The organism is Streptomyces albiflavescens, from assembly GCF_014645835.1.
Classification (GTDB): domain Bacteria; phylum Actinomycetota; class Actinomycetes; order Streptomycetales; family Streptomycetaceae; genus Streptomyces; species Streptomyces albiflavescens.
On record NZ_BMMM01000008.1, the window covers coordinates 62,662 to 78,315 of the forward strand.

At 68.4% G+C, this 15,654-nt stretch carries 10 protein-coding genes; 5 read left to right on the top strand and 5 right to left on the bottom strand.

The genetic code is table 11. The annotated features are described in order from the left end of the window. Nucleotides 1-2: 2 nt before the first annotated feature. The 3 genes from glpK to IEY95_RS22195 form a co-directional block, all read right to left on the bottom strand. A complete protein-coding gene (gene glpK / locus IEY95_RS22185) occupies nucleotides 3-1,541 on the bottom strand; it encodes a glycerol kinase GlpK (RefSeq protein ID WP_189187849.1) in 1,539 nt (512 codons plus the stop codon). Between the two features lie 146 nt (nucleotides 1,542-1,687). Continuing rightward, entirely contained in the window at nucleotides 1,688-2,482 is a 795-nt protein-coding gene (locus tag IEY95_RS22190) for an MIP/aquaporin family protein (RefSeq protein ID WP_189187850.1), read from the bottom strand. Nucleotides 2,483-2,799: 317 nt separating this feature from the next. Beyond that, nucleotides 2,800-3,564 (bottom strand): IclR family transcriptional regulator, encoded by a 765-nt coding sequence (locus tag IEY95_RS22195; RefSeq protein WP_189187851.1) that lies wholly within the window; start codon nucleotides 3,562-3,564, stop codon nucleotides 2,800-2,802. A 271-nt stretch (nucleotides 3,565-3,835) separates the two neighbouring features. On the opposite strand from IEY95_RS22195, the gene metH reads away from it, so the two are divergent. From metH to IEY95_RS22215, 4 genes are all read left to right on the top strand, one after another. Beyond that, complete coding sequence (gene metH, locus IEY95_RS22200; protein WP_189187852.1) at nucleotides 3,836-7,363, top strand: methionine synthase; 3,528 nt, start codon at nucleotides 3,836-3,838, stop codon at nucleotides 7,361-7,363. A gap of 239 nt (nucleotides 7,364-7,602) precedes the next feature. Then, on the top strand, nucleotides 7,603-8,304 hold the full coding sequence (locus tag IEY95_RS22205; protein WP_189187853.1) for an HAD family hydrolase: 702 nt from the start codon (nucleotides 7,603-7,605) through the stop codon (nucleotides 8,302-8,304). Between the two features lie 421 nt (nucleotides 8,305-8,725). After that, nucleotides 8,726-10,327, top strand: coding sequence for an ABC transporter substrate-binding protein (locus IEY95_RS22210; RefSeq protein WP_189187854.1), 1,602 nt, complete (start codon nucleotides 8,726-8,728; stop codon nucleotides 10,325-10,327). Between the two features lie 66 nt (nucleotides 10,328-10,393). Then, the gene (locus IEY95_RS22215; protein ID WP_189188136.1) at nucleotides 10,394-11,977 is read left to right on the top strand and encodes an ABC transporter substrate-binding protein; all 1,584 of its coding nucleotides are present in this window, start codon (nucleotides 10,394-10,396) and stop codon (nucleotides 11,975-11,977) included. A gap of 71 nt (nucleotides 11,978-12,048) precedes the next feature. Here IEY95_RS22215 and IEY95_RS22220 read toward each other — a convergent pair whose 3' ends face one another. Both IEY95_RS22220 and IEY95_RS22225 read right to left on the bottom strand, forming a co-directional pair. After that, complete coding sequence (locus IEY95_RS22220) at nucleotides 12,049-12,720, bottom strand: response regulator (RefSeq protein ID WP_010988071.1); 672 nt, start codon at nucleotides 12,718-12,720, stop codon at nucleotides 12,049-12,051. 14 nt (nucleotides 12,721-12,734) lie between these two features. Then, nucleotides 12,735-13,754, bottom strand: coding sequence for a RecB family exonuclease (locus IEY95_RS22225; RefSeq protein WP_189187855.1), 1,020 nt, complete (start codon nucleotides 13,752-13,754; stop codon nucleotides 12,735-12,737). Nucleotides 13,755-13,928: 174 nt separating this feature from the next. On the opposite strand from IEY95_RS22225, the gene IEY95_RS22230 reads away from it, so the two are divergent. Next, nucleotides 13,929-15,635 (top strand): site-2 protease family protein, encoded by a 1,707-nt coding sequence (locus IEY95_RS22230; RefSeq protein WP_189187856.1) that lies wholly within the window; start codon nucleotides 13,929-13,931, stop codon nucleotides 15,633-15,635. Nucleotides 15,636-15,654: the final 19 nt, after the last annotated feature.

Below are 15,654 nucleotides of genomic sequence, written 5' to 3' on the forward strand. Positions count from 1 at the left end.
TCTTACTCCTCGTCCTCGATCCAGCCCATGGTCCGCTCGACGGCCTTGAGCCAGCTCTTGTACTCACGGTCGCGGGTCTCCGCGGCCATGTTCGGGGTCCACTCCGCGGCCCGGCGCCAGTTGGCGCGCAGGTCCTCGGTGTTGGACCAGAAGCCGACGGCGAGACCGGCGGCGTAGGCAGCGCCGAGGCAGGTGGTCTCGGCGACCATCGGGCGCACCACGGGGGCGTCCAGGACGTCGGCCAGGGTCTGCATCAGCAGGTTGTTGGAGGTCATGCCGCCGTCGACCTTGAGGGCCGCGAGCTCGACGCCGGAGTCCTTCGTCATGGCGTCGGTGATCTCACGGGTCTGCCAGGCGGTGGCCTCCAGGACGGCGCGCGCGATGTGCGCCTTGGTGACGTACCGGGTCAGACCGGCGATCACACCGCGGGCGTCGGAGCGCCAGTACGGGGCGAACAGACCGGAGAAGGCCGGCACGAAGTAGGCGCCGCCGTTGTCCTCGACCGAGGACGCGAGCGTCTCGATCTCGGCGGCGGACTTGATCAGGCCCATCTGGTCGCGCATCCACTGCACCAGCGAACCGGTGACGGCGATCGAGCCCTCGAGGGCGTAGACCGGAGCCTGGTCGCCGATGCGGTAGCCGACCGTGGTCAGCAGGCCCGAGTACGAGTTGATGATCTTGTCACCGGTGTTCATCAACATGAACGTGCCGGTGCCGTACGTGGACTTGGCCTCGCCCTCGGAGAAACAGGTCTGGCCGAACAGGGCCGCCTGCTGGTCGCCGAGTGCGGAGGCGACGGGGATGCCGCCGAGCAGGTCGCCGAGCTTGCCGCCGGTGATCTCGCCGTACACCTCGGCGGAGGAGCGGATCTCGGGCAGCATCGCCAGCGGGACGCCGATGGACTCGGCGATCTTGTCGTCCCACTCCATGGTGTGCAGGTTCATCAGCATGGTGCGCGAGGCGTTGGTCACGTCGGTGACGTGCTTGCCGCCGTTGACACCACCGGTCAGGTTCCAGATGACCCAGGTGTCCATGGTGCCGAAGAGGATGTCCCCGGCCTCGGCGCGTTCGCGCAGACCGTCGACGTTGTCGAGCAGCCAGCGGGCCTTGGGACCCGCGAAGTACGACGCGAGGGGGAGACCCGTCTCACGGCGGAAGCGGTCCTGGCCCACATTGCGGCCGAGCTCCTTGCAGAGCGCGTCCGTGCGGGTGTCCTGCCAGACAAGGGCGTTGTGGACGGGCTCACCGGTGTTCTTGTCCCACAGCAGCGTGGTCTCACGCTGGTTGGTGATGCCGATGGCCTTGATGTCGTCGCGAGTGATGCCGGCCTTCTCGATGGCCCCGGCCACGACTTCCTGGACGTTGGTCCAGATCTCGGTGGCGTTGTGCTCGACCCAGCCCGGCTTCGGGAAGATCTGCTCGTGCTCCTTCTGGTCGACGGAGACGATGCGTCCGTCGCGGTCGAAGACGATGCAGCGGGACGAGGTGGTGCCCTGGTCGATCGCGGCGATGAAGGGGCCGGCGGTGTGTGCGTCGGTCACTGTGTGCTCCTGGAGGTTCCGTATGAGGGGGGCTGTATCGACGGCGCGTGCTGTGAGGCGGTGCTGTGAGACGTGCGGGTCTTCAGCGTGCTCCAAGCGGTGCTCGAGCGGTGTTCTTGCAGGTCGTGCTCTTGCAAGCGGTGCTCTTAAGCGAAGGCGACGTTGTATATGCCTGCGGCGATCGCTCCGCCGATCAGCGGACCGACGACCGGGATCCAGGCGTAGCTCCAGTCGGAACCGCCCTTGTTGGGCAGGGGGAGCAGGGCGTGCACGATGCGCGGTCCGAGGTCACGGGCCGGGTTGATCGCGTAGCCGGTGGGACCACCGAGGGAGAGACCGATGCTCACCACCACGAGCGAGGTGATCAGGGCGCCCAGGGTGCCCAGGCCGTTGCCGTTGTCGTTCAGGCCCTGGGTGAGGACCGCCAGGATGAGTACGACGGTGCCGATGATCTCGGTGGCGAGGTTCTGCACCACGTTGCGGATCTCGGGGCCGGTGGAGAAGATGCCGAGCACGGGGCCGGCTCCGGTCTCCTGGGCCTCGACGGCCTTGGTCTTGGTGGCCTGCGCGCCCGGACCGCCGACGATCTCGCGGTCGGTGAGGTGCGCGTGGAACTGGCCGTAGTAGGCGACCCAGACCAGCGTGGCACCGATCAGGGCGCCCAGCAGCTGACCGCCCCAGTAGGTGGCGACGTTGCTGAAGTCGTTGTCCTTGATCGCGAGAGCGAGTGTCACGGCCGGGTTGAGGTGCGCGCCGGAGAGGGGCGCCGAGATGTAGACCGCGGTCAGTACCGCGAAGCCCCACCCGAAGGTGATGGCGAGCCATCCGGCGTTGCGCGCCTTGGAGGCCTTCAGTGTGACGGCGGCGCACACGCCACCGCCCAGCAGGATGAGTACGGCGGTACCGATGGTCTCGCCGATGAAGATGTCGGAGCTGGACACCCGCGACTCCTTTGTCCTTCGTCCAGGGGAAGCCGAACCCCGGGTCCCTCCGGTGGTTCGTGCTCTCGGGGAGTGAGAGCGATCTCGGCCCTTGGCGTTGCCACACTCTAGCGCGTATTGCCGTTAGGTGTTCGACAATGTCGACCGATGGACGGGAGTCTTGCCGCCGCGTTACCAGCTCGTCAAGAGCTCTGTTCTCGAAAACACGATCGTTATTGATCCATGCGTGCTATCGATCTTGAGGGCGTACGACGAAGGCCGGGACGCCCTTGGCGTCCCGGCCTTCTCTTGTGCGAAACCCCAGAGAACCGCGGGCGTCAGAACCGCCCGGCACCCAGGTCCCGCGACACCGCGCGGGCGCAGTCCCGCACCGCCGCGATCAGGTCGGGACGCAGTTCCCCGTCCTTGCAGACCCGCTCCACGGCCCCCGTGATGCCCACCGCGCCGACGGGCATGCGCCGTCGGTTGTGGATGGGTGCGGCGACCGAGGCGACACCTGTCCAGGTCTCCTCGACGTCGTCGGCGTACCCGCGTGCGCGGGTCATGTCCAGCACGCCCTCGAACAGGTCCAGCTCGCTGACCGTCAGGGGCGTGAACGTCTTGCGCTCGGCCTCCAGGACCTCGCTGTGCGCCACCGGGTCGTACGCCGACAGCACCTTGCCCAGCGCCGTGGAGTGCAGCGGCTGCATGGCCCCGACCTCCAGGACCTGACGGCTGTCGTCGGGCCGGAACACGTGGTGCACGATCAGCACGCCCTGTTGGTGCAGCACGCCCAGATAGACGCTCTCGCCACTGGAGCGGGCCAGGTCGTCGGTCCACACCAGGGCGCGCGCCCGTAGCTCGTGCACGTCCAGATAGGTGGTCCCGAGGCGCAGGAGTTCGGCGCCGAGCTGATAGCGCCCGGAGGCCGTGTCCTGCTCGACGAACCCCTCCTGTTGAAGGGTGCGCAGTATCCCGTGGGCCGTACCCTTGGCCAGGCCCAGCGAGGAGGCGATGTCCGACAGGCCGAGCTGTCGCTCGCCGCCCGCGAGCAGCCGCAGCATCGCTGCCGCCCGTTCGAGCGACTGGATGTTCCGTGCCATCGCCGTGCTGCCTCCGTCCCCTTCGACCTTCGGCGTGCGCCTTCAACCGCCACCGTTCGGCAATGTCGAACACTACCGGTCGTTGCCGAGCTCTCGCTAATGGGTGGCCTTCATATGTTTCGTACGTCCCGGCGCAACCGGTATGTGCGCCACGCCCGTCCGCCCCGTGGACGCCCCTGACCCCGCGATGCCGCTCCGGGCTACCCTGACGGCGTGCGCCTTCCATGGGAAGCGCAAAGCCGACAGCCGTCGCACTCCAGGGAGCACCTTCATGGCCTCGTTGCCGAACCCGTCCCTTTCGTCCGAACTCGCCGAGAGCCGGAGCCGCATCGACGCACTCCGCCAGGCCCTCGCCACCCGTGTGGTGGTGGCCGACGGCGCGATGGGCACGATGCTCCAGGCGCAGGACCCGACGCTGGAGGACTTCGAGAACCTCGAAGGCTGCAACGAGATCCTGAACCTGACCCGCCCCGACATCGTCCGCTCCGTTCACGAGGCGTACTTCGAGGTGGGCGTCGACTGCGTCGAGACGAACACGTTCGGGGCGAACCACTCCGCGATGGCCGAGTACGACATCGCCGACCGTGTCTTCGAGCTCTCCGAGGCGGGAGCCCGGATCGCCCGCGAGGTCGCGGACGAGTTCGGCGCCCGTGACGGCAGCCGGCGCTGGGTCCTGGGCTCCATCGGCCCCGGTACGAAGCTGCCGACCCTCGGTCACGTCGGCTACGGAACCCTGCGCGACGGATTCCAGGCGAACGCCGAGGGCCTGATCGCCGGCGGTGCGGACGCCCTGATCGTGGAGACCACCCAGGACCTGCTCCAGACGAAGTCCTCGATCCTGGGCGCCCGGCGCGCCATGGAGGCGACCGGCGTCGACCTCCCCCTGCTCGTCTCGATGGCCTTCGAGACGACCGGCACGATGCTCCTCGGCTCCGAGATCGGCGCCGCGCTGACCGCCCTCGAACCGCTCGGCATCGACATGATCGGCCTGAACTGCTCGACGGGCCCGGCGGAGATGAGCGAGCACCTGCGCTATCTCACCCGCCACTCCCGCATTCCCCTGCTGTGCATGCCGAACGCCGGTCTGCCGGTCCTCACCAAGGACGGCGCCCACTTCCCGCTCGGCCCGGAAGGTCTGGCCGACGCCCAGGAGAACTTCGTACGCGACTACGGCCTCTCCCTCATCGGCGGCTGCTGCGGTACGACGCCCGAGCATCTGCGCCAGGTCGTCGAGCGCGTCAACGGGGTCACACCCCCCGAGCGGAATCCGCAGCCCGAGCCCGGCGCCGCCTCCCTCTACCAGACCGTCCCGTTCCGCCAGGACACCGCCTACATGGCGATCGGCGAGCGCACCAACGCCAACGGGTCGAAGAAGTTCCGCGAGGCCATGCTGGCCGGTCACTGGGACGACTGCGTGGAGATGGCCCGCGACCAGATCCGCGAGGGCGCGCACATGCTCGACCTGTGCGTCGACTACGTGGGCCGCGACGGTGTGGCCGACATGGAGGAGCTGGCCGGACGCTTCGCCACCGCCTCGACGCTGCCGATCGTCCTCGACTCCACCGAGGTCGACGTCATTCGGGCGGGTCTGGAGAAGCTCGGCGGCCGCGCGGTCATCAACTCGGTCAACTACGAGGACGGCGACGGCCCGGAGTCGCGCTTCGCCAAGGTCACCCGTCTGGCGCAGGAGCACGGCGCCGCGCTGATCGCGCTGACCATCGACGAGGAGGGCCAGGCCCGCACCGTCGAGACGAAGGTGGCGATTGCCGAGCGGCTGATCGAGGACCTGACGACGAACTGGGGCATCCACGAGTCGGACATCCTCATCGACACCCTGACCTTCACCATCTGCACGGGTCAGGAGGAGTCCCGCAAGGACGGCATCGCGACGATCGAGGCGATCCGCGAGCTGAAGCGTCGCCACCCGGACGTGCAGACAACGCTCGGCCTGTCGAACATCTCCTTCGGTCTCAACCCGGCCGCCCGCATCCTGCTCAACTCGGTCTTCCTCGACGAGTGCGTCAAGGCGGGCCTGGACTCGGCGATCGTGCACGCGTCCAAGATCCTGCCGATCGCCCGCTTCGACGAGGAGCAGGTGCAGACGGCTCTGGACCTCATCCACGACCGCCGTGCCGAGGGTTACGACCCCCTGCAGAAGCTGATGGCCCTGTTCGAGGGCGCCACCGCCAAGTCGCTGAAGGCGGGCAAGGCCGAGGAGCTGGCCGCCCTGCCGCTGGACGAGCGGCTCAAGCGGCGGATCATCGACGGCGAGAAGAACGGTCTGGACGCCGACCTCGACGCGGCGCTCCAGGACCGCCCCGCGCTCGACATCGTCAACGAGACGCTCCTGGACGGCATGAAGGTCGTCGGCGAGCTCTTCGGCTCCGGCCAGATGCAGCTGCCGTTCGTGCTCCAGTCCGCCGAGGTCATGAAGGCGGCCGTCGCCTACCTCGAACCGCACATGGAGAAGTCGGACGCCGAGGGCAAGGGCACCATCGTGCTCGCCACCGTGCGCGGTGACGTCCACGACATCGGCAAGAACCTCGTCGACATCATCCTGTCCAACAACGGCTACAACGTCGTCAACCTCGGTATCAAGCAGCCGGTCTCCGCGATCCTGGAAGCCGCCGAGGAGCACCGGGCCGACGTCATCGGGATGTCCGGGCTCCTGGTCAAGTCCACGGTGATCATGAAGGAGAACCTGGAGGAGCTGAACCAGCGCGGTCTCTCGGCCGACTATCCCGTCATCCTCGGCGGGGCGGCGCTGACCCGGGCGTACGTCGAGCAGGACCTGCACGAGATCTACCAGGGCGAAGTCCGCTACGCCCGGGACGCCTTCGAGGGCCTGCGCCTGATGGACGCGCTGATCGGGGTCAAGCGCGGGGTTCCCGGAGCGGTGCTCCCCGAGCTGAAGCAGCGTCGGGTGCGCGCCTCGGCCGACACGGTGGTCGAGGAGCGGCCCGAGGAGGGACACGTCCGCTCCGACGTCGCCGTCGACAACCCCGTGCCCAAGCCGCCGTTCTGGGGCACCCGCGTCATCAAGGGCATCCAGCTGAAGGAGTACGCCTCCTGGCTGGACGAGGGCGCCCTGTTCAAGGGCCAGTGGGGTCTCAAGCAGGCCCGCACGGGCGACGGTCCGACGTACGAGGAACTGGTCGAGACCGAGGGTCGGCCGCGGCTGCGCGGGCTGCTGGACAAGCTGCAGACGGAGAATCTGCTGGAGGCGGCCGTGGTCTACGGCTACTTCCCGTGCGTGTCCAAGGACGACGACCTGATCATCCTGGACGAACAGGGCAACGAGCGCACGCGCTTCACCTTCCCGCGCCAGCGCCGCGGCCGCCGGCTCTGCCTCGCCGACTTCTTCCGGCCGGAGGAGTCCGGCGAGCGGGACGTCGTCGGCCTCCAGGTCGTCACCGTCGGTTCCCGCATCGGCGAGGAGACCGCCCAGCTCTTCGAGTCGAACTCGTACCGCGACTACCTCGAACTGCACGGCCTGTCCGTGCAGTTGGCGGAGGCGCTGGCCGAGTACTGGCACGCGCGCGTGCGTTCCGAGCTGGGCTTCGCCGGGGAGGACCCGGCCGCCATCGAGGACATGTTCGACCTCAAGTACCGCGGCGCCCGCTTCTCGCTCGGTTACGGCGCCTGCCCCAATCTGGAGGACCGGGGCAAGATCGCACGCCTCCTCGAGCCGGAGCGCATCGGCGTCCATCTCTCCGAGGAGTTCCAGCTCCACCCGGAGCAGTCCACGGACGCGATCGTGATCCACCACCCCGAGGCGAAGTACTTCAACGCGCGCTGAGAGGTACGGCGACGGACGATGAGAAGTACCGCGACGACGCCGCGAAGGTACGTCGAGGTGCTCTGAGACGTGCCGCGACGCGCCCTGAGAAGTTCTGAGACGTGCCGCGACGCGCCCTGAGAAGTATGGGCACGCGTTCTGATCGGATAAGTCGTACACTGGTCGGTCCACTGCAGGCCGGTTGTCCCTTTGCCAAAAAGGGCAACCGGCCTGATCGTCCCTCAAGGAGGTGCGCCCGGATGACCAGTACGGTCCCCGCGCTCGGTACCCGTACGGCCGAAGGCTCTGCCCTGGAAGCCGTGCTCCTCGACATGGACGGCACCCTGGTGGACACCGAGGGCTTCTGGTGGGACGTCGAGGTCGAGGTCTTCAGGTCCCTCGGCCACGTCCTCGACGAGTCCTGGCGCCATGTGGTGGTCGGCGGTCCCATGACCCGCAGTGCCGGATTCCTCATCGAGGCCACCGGAGCCGACATCCCGCTCGCCGAGCTGACCGTGCTGCTCAACGACGGCTTCGAGGACCGTATCGGCCGCTCGCTGCCGCTGATGCCGGGCGCGGCCAGACTCCTCGCCGAACTGGCGGCGCACGAGATCCCCACCGCTCTGGTCTCCGCCTCTCACCGGCGGATCATCGACCGCATCCTGAGCTCGATCGGCCCCCAGTACTTCGCCCTGACGATCGCGGGCGACGAGGTGGAGCGGACCAAGCCCTTCCCCGACCCGTATCTGCTCGCGGCCTCCGGGCTCGGCGCCCTTCCGGCCAGGTGCGCCGTCATCGAGGACACCGCGACGGGCGTCGCCGCCGCCGAGGCCGCGGGCTGCCGGGTGGTCGCCGTACCCTCGGTCGCACCCATCGCCCCGGCCGACCGGCGCACGGTGGTGACGTCTCTCGAAGAGGTCGACCTGCCCTTTCTACGCGGCTTGATGACGGAAATGCGCTAGTCGTTCACCCAGCGTGCATACCGAATGCGCGGGAAAGCGGGATGGGGCTGCCGCAGGGAATTCGATCGCCACCGGATGGCCGAATTCCGGTACTCGCCAACCCAGTTGAACGTGTGACGTTCATCACTCGACGAGGGGTCGACATCGGGGTCGACGTGTGCGGTTGCCCCCTTTTTGGGGGTGATGAACGTGTCCTTGTGTCCCGATTGATGGAATGCTGTACGAATCCTTCCGCTGTCGGGTTATCGGTGCGTCCGCGCCCGGTTTCGCAGCGTGATGGAAACTCAACTCCGGTACCTGTGAGTCGTCCTGGTGGTGCGGACTAATCTCATCGCGAGAACATCGTCACAACCCCCGTGATCCGCAGCGACACCCCTGCATGCCGGGTACACGGACTCGACAGCTCTGGAGAAACTCGAGCATGAACCGCAAGACTTTGGTGCTGCCGGCCGTGGTCGGCCTGCTCGCCCCTGTGCTCGCCGCCTGTGGTGGGTCGGACGGCGGGAGCAACAGCGGCGATGCCATCGTTGTCGGTACCACGGACTCGTTCAAAGCGTCGAAGGAGGCCCCGGCTCCCCTGGACCCGGCATACGCGTACGACGTCGGTACCTGGAACATTCTCCGCCAGACCGTGCAGACCCTGATGGTCCAGCCGCGTGGCGACGGTGAGCCGGAGCCCGAGGCCGCCGAGAGGTGCGGCTTCACCGACACCGGCAACGAGCGCTACGCCTGCACGCTGCGCAAGGACCTGAAGTTCTCGAACGGCGACCCCGTTACCGCGAAGGACGTCAAGTTCTCGATCGACCGCGCGCTGCGCATCAAGGCGGAAGGCGGCCCGGTCGGACTGCTCTCCACCGTCGACACCATCGAGACGCAGGGCGACCGCGAGGTGATCTTCCACCTCAAGACCGCGGACGCCACCTTCCCGTTCAAGCTGTCGACCCCGGTGGCCGGCATCGTGAACCCCAAGGACTACGAGAAGGGCAAGCTCCGCGAGGGCTTCGCCGTGGACGGCTCCGGCCCGTACACCCTCGAGTCCGAGGTCAAGGACAACGCGCTGGTCAAGGCCGTCTTCACCAAGAACCCGAACTACAAGGGTCAGTTGAAGGTGAAGAATTCCAAGGTCGAGATGCGCTCCTACGAGAGCGCCGCCGACATGGGCACCGCGCTCGAAAAGGGCGACATCGACCTGATGACCCGCTCCATGACGCCGGACCAGATCAACAAGCTCCGCGGCGCCACGGACAGCAACATCAACCTGGTCGAGATGCCCGGCCTGGAGATCCGCTACCTGGCCTTCAACACCGACGCTTCGACGGTGAAGTCCCGTGCCGTCCGCCAGGCCATGGCCCAGATCGTCAACCGCGGCGAACTCATCGCCAAGGTGTACGGCTCGCAGGCCGAGCCGCTCTACTCGATGGTCCCGGCCACCATCACCGGCCACTCCAACTCGTTCTTCAACAAGTACGGGGACCCGAGCGTCAGCAAGGCCAAGTCGCTGCTGGCGGGTGCCAACATCACCACCCCGGTCAAGGTCACCCTGCACTACACGACCGACCACTACGGCGCGGCCACCAAGCCGGAGTTCGAGGTGCTCAAGAAGCAGCTCAACGCCAGCGGTCTGTTCGACGTCAGCATCACGGGCACGACCTGGGACAAGTTCATCCCGGCCGAGCGGGCGGGCGACTACGACGTCTGGGGCATGGGCTGGTTCCCCGACTTCCCGGACGCCGACAACTACCTCGCGCCGTTCCTCGACAAGGACAACTTCCTCAAGTCGCCGTACACGAACAAGAACATCATCAACAACCTGATCCCGGAGTCCCGGCGTGAGGCCGACCGCCTCACCGCGTCGAAGAGCCTCACCACCATCCAGGACGTCGTGGCCGACGACGTCCCGCTGCTGCCGCTGTGGCAGGGCAAGCAGTACATCGCCGCACGGGACGACATCACCGGTGCCGAGTGGGCGCTCAACTCCTCCTCGACCCTCCAGCTGTGGGAGCTCGGCCGCGGCATCGGCTGACCGGCCTCCCCACCCCGGGGCTGAAAATGCCCCGGGGTCCGAGACCCGACGACAAGGCACATGCTCGTGAACATGCGCAACCAGTGGCCAGTCCTGCCGATCGTGGCGGGTCTGGCCTCCGGCCTGCTCACCGGATGCGGCTCGGATACGGGCGATTCCGGGGGCAGCGGCTCCTCCGTGGTCATCGGGATGTCCGACGACGTCCTGGCCACGGACCCGGCCTCCGGATACGACCCCGGTTCCTGGCTGTTGTTCAACAACGTCTTCCAGTCGTTGCTGAGCTTCCCCAAGGGCGGCACCGAGCCGGAGCCCGAGGCGGCCAAGGAGTGCGCCTTCGCGGACGCCGACACCAAGGTCTACAAGTGCACGCTGCAGGACGGGCTGAAGTTCAGCAATGGTGACGCACTCACCTCGGAGGACGTGAAGTTCTCCTTCGACCGCATGCTGAAGATCAACGACGACGCCGGTCCCGCGATCATGTTCCCCATGCTCGACACGGTGGACACGCCGGACGCCAAGACCGTCGTCTTCCACCTCAAGTACGCCGACGCCACCTTCCCGAGCAAGATCGCCTCCGGCGCCGGCTCGATCGTGGACCACCAGCAGTACGCCGCCGACGGACTGCGCAAGGACGACGAGGCGGTCGGCTCGGGCCCGTACAAGCTGGACTCCTTCAGCAAGAACCAGGCCGTCTTCTCGGTCAACGGCAGCTACAAGGGCACCGCCAAGGTGCAGAACTCCGGCGTGACGCTGAAGTTCTTCCACGGTGACCAGGCCGGCCTGAAGAACGCGCTGCTCAGCGACCAGGTCGACCTCGCCTACCGAGGCCTCGCCGCCGACGACATCGCCGACATCGAGAACAACGCCTCCACCGGCCTGGGCGTCAACGTCGTCGAGGGCAGCAGCGCCGAGGTGCAGCACCTGGTCTTCAACATGGACGACCCGGTCGCCGGCAAGCTCGGCGTGCGCAAGGCCATCGCCTATCTGCTCGACCGCGAGGCCCTGGTCAACGAGGTCTACGACGACACGGCGACGCCGCTCTACTCGATCATCCCGGCCGGCATCACCGGCCACAACACGTCCTTCGTCGACACCTACGGCGCCCGCCCCTCGAAGCCCAAGGCCGAGGCCGCGCTGCGCGCCGAGGGCATCACCGGCAAGGTGAAGCTGACCCTCTGGTCGACGCCGTCGCGCTACGGTCCGTCCACCGACGCGGAGTTCAAGGAGATCGCCAAGCAGCTCAACGCCAGCGGGCTGTTCGACGCGAGCGTGAAGTCCGTCGCCTTCGACCGGTACGAGGCGGACATCGCCAAGGGCAAGTACGGCGTGTACGTGAAGGGTTGGGTGCCCGACTACCCGGACCCGGACAACTTCACGGCCCCCTTCTTCGGCAAGGGCAACGTGCTGAACAACAACTTCACCAACAGCACGATCACCGGTCAGCTCATCCCGAAGACGGCCGCCGAGAGCGACCGCTCCTTGACGGACGCCGACTACGGCACACTCCAGGACCTCGTGGCCGACCAACTGCCCATCATCCCGATCTGGCAGGCCAAGCAGTACGCCATCGTCCGCGACAACGTGTACGGCCTGGAGTACTGCCTCGACCCCTCGACCGTGTTCCGCTTCTGGGAGATCAGCAAGAGCTGACCACGGCCCAACACACGCCGAGGGCGCCCCCTTCCAGAAGGGGGCGCCCTCAACGTGTCTGCTGGGGTGGGTTACTGCGCGCCGGGGCGCACCAACCCGCTCTCGTACGCGTACACCGCGGCCTGCACCCGGTCGCGCAGCCCGAGCTTGGTCAGCACGTGGCCCACATGCGTCTTGACCGTGGTCTCGCTGACGAACAGGTCGGCCGCGATCTCCGCGTTCGACAGCCCGCGCGCCACCAGCTTCAGCACCTCGACCTCACGCTCGGTCAACGTGTGCAGCGTGTCCGGAACCGGCTCGTCGCCGGACGGCAGGTGGCCCGCGTACTTGTCGAGCAGCCGACGCGTGATGCTCGGCGCGAGCATCGCCTCGCCCGCCGCGACCACCCGGATCGCCTGCACCAGCTCATTGGCGGGCGCGTCCTTGAGGAGGAAGCCGCTGGCGCCCGCGCGCAGCGCCTCCACCACGTACTCGTCGAGGTCGAAGGTGGTCAGGACGAGCACCTTGGCCGGACCGTCCCGGCCGGGGCCGGTGATCTGCCGGGTCGCCTCGACACCGTCCATCCGCGGCATACGGATGTCCATCAGAACCACATCGGGTTGCAGGGCACGTACTTGGTCGAGTGCCTGGAGACCGTCGCCGGCCTCGCCGACGACCGCAAGGTCCTGCTCCGCTTCCAGGATCATCCGGAAGCCGGTACGCAGCAGCGGCTGGTCGTCGACCAGTAGGACGCGGATGGCCACGTAAGTCTCCTTCGCTAGTCCGGCCCCATTCTGCCCTGCTGCGTTCCGCCGGACTCCGGCGCCCTGACCGGGAGCGGATACGGCGGGGGAGTACCGCCGAATTCAGGACATACCGCTTGGTGGTCGCACCAGCCGCACAGCTTGGTGGGCCGGGGCCGCCAGTCACCGGTCTCGGTGGCCTGCCGGATTGCGTCCCACAGGGCAAGCAGCTTGCGCTCGACCCGCTCCAGGTCCGCGATCACCGGGTCGTACGTCAGCACGTCACCGCTGCCGAGATAGACGAGCTGGAGCCGGCGCGGGACCACCCGCTTCAGCCGCCACACCACGAGGGCGTAGAACTTCATCTGGAACAGGGCGCCTTCGGCGTACTCGGGCCGTGGCGCCTTGCCCGTCTTGTAGTCGACGATCCGCACCTCGCCCGTCGGCGCCACGTCGACCCGGTCGATGATGCCGCGCAGCTTGAGCCCGGAGTCGAGCTGCGCCTCGACGAACAGCTCCCGCTCGGCCGGTTCGAGCCGGGTCGGGTCCTCCAGCGTGAACCAGCGCTCCACCAACTGCTCGGCCTCGGTCAGCCAGCGCGCCAGCCGCTCGCCCTCCGGGTCGTCGGCGAACAGCTCCACGACCTCCGGCTTCGTCTCCCGCAGCCGGTCCCACTGCCCGGGGATCAACGACTTGGCGCGCGGCGCCGTCCGCTCCGTCGCCGGTGCGTCGAAGAGACGCTCGAGGACCGCGTGCACCAGCGTGCCGCGCGTGGCCGCCTCGCTCGGCTTCTCCGGCAGTTTGTCGATCACCCGGAACCGGTAGAGCAAGGGGCACTGCATGAAGTCACTGGCACGCGAGGGGGACAGGGACGCCGGCGGCACGGCGGGTGCGGGGGCCGGTGCGGCCGCTATGGCCTCGGCAGCGTCGGCCGGCTCGGACGCGACGGCCCCTGTCGGCTCCGTCGCCACGGTTTCTGTCCGCTCAGCCGGTGCGGCCGCCCCGGCGCTGTCGTCGCTGCCCGTCCCCGCGACACCCTCGGTGCTGGTCTCCATGACGACAGACCTTACGGCCCGCCACTGACAGTGACCCATCCTCGGTCCGGGCGACGGCGGGGAAAACGGAGGGGGTGCCGGGGCGGAACGCGTCGCGACGGCCGCATACCATCGACCACAGACCCTCCTGCTCCGCATGATCGGGGTGGGAGACGCTTCGAACGAGGGGACATCGTGGACGAGAGCGGCGGGAGCGGGCAGCCGCGGTCCGGTACCGATGAAGCGACCGACCGCCACGAGGGGCCCCAGGGCTCCACGGGCTCGGCCGCGGACAGCGCGCGCCCCGGACCGGCCCGACACGATCGCCCCACCGGGCCTGCGCCCACCGGCGATCCCGAGCCCCGGTCCGACGCCGACGCCGATGCCGACGCCTCGGACGAGGCCCGGCCCGGGGGAGAGGACGAGCCCGCCATCGGCGCCTCAGACGAGCCTGTCTCTGGTGTCTCGGACGAGCCTGTCTCTGGTGCTTCGGACGAGCCTGTCTCCGGTGCTTCGGACGAGCCCGTCTCTGGTGTCTCGGACGAGCCTGTCTCCGGTGCTTCGGACGAGCCCGTCTCCGGTGTCTCGAGCGAGCCCGAGGCGCACCCGGCTCGCCCGGACGACTCTCCCTTCGACACCGGCGCCGCCGAGGAAACCCTCGCCCAGGCCGCCCCCCAGCCACCGGGACCCGAGTCCACGCGGACCCTGGCCCAGTCCGGCACCAAGGGACGGCCGCCGCGGCGCGGCAGGGAGCCCGGCGGCGGGCTGCTCATGGGGCGGCCCTTCGGCGTACCCGTGTATGTCGCGCCCAGCTGGTTCCTCGTGGCCGCGCTGATCACCTGGGTGTTCGGCGGGCAGCTGGACCGTGTGCTGCCGGAACTCGGCGCCGCGCGTTATCTGGTCTCCCTCTTCTTCGCGGTGGCCTTCTACGCCTCCGTACTCGTCCACGAGCTGGCCCACACCGTCGCCGCCCTGCGCTTCAAGCTGCCGGTGCGCCGGATCCAGCTGCAGTTCTTCGGCGGGGTCTCGGAGATCGAGAAGGAGGCCGAGACCCCGGGCCGGGAGTTCGTGCTGGCCTTCGTCGGCCCGCTGCTCTCGCTCGTCCTGTCCGGCCTGTTCTATCTCGCCATGCAGACCGTCGAACCGGGCACCGTGCCCGGCGTCCTGCTGGCCGGCCTGATGATCTCCAACCTCATCGTGGCCGCCTTCAACCTGCTGCCCGGACTGCCCCTCGACGGCGGCCGCATGCTCCGCGCCGTCGTCTGGAAGATCACCGACAGGCCGATGAGCGGGACGATCGCCGCCGCCTGGGTCGGCCGCGCCCTCGCCGTCTCCGTACTGATCGGGCTGCCCCTGCTCACCCAGTCCGGAGCGCTCGGCGACACCTCGGACAACATCGGCGGCATGGACACCGTCACGGACGCCCTGCTGGCCGCCATCCTCGCCGCGATCATCTGGACCGGCGCCGGCAACAGCCTCCGGATGGCCCGGCTGCGCGAACACCTGCCGGAGCTGCGCGCCCGCTCGCTCACCCGGCGCGCGGTCCCGGTCGAGACGAACACCCCGCTCTCGGAGGCCCTGCGCCGCGCCAACGATGTCGGCGCCCGCGCCCTGGTCGTGGTCGACGCCGACGGCGAACCGCTCTCCCTCGTCCGGGAGGCCGCCATCGTCGGTGTACCGGAGCACCGCCGCCCCTGGGTCGCGGTCAGCGGCCTCGCCCAGGACCTCACCGACGGCATGCGCATCTCCGCCGAGCTCGCGGGCGAGGACCTCCTGGACACCCTGCGCGCGACCCCGGCCACCGAGTACCTGGTGGTGGAGGACTCAGGCGAGATCTACGGAGTCCTGTCCGCGGCCGACGTGGAGCGCGCCTTCGTGAAGGCGATGGCCCGCCCCTCCTAGTGGTCGGCGGCCCCTTCAG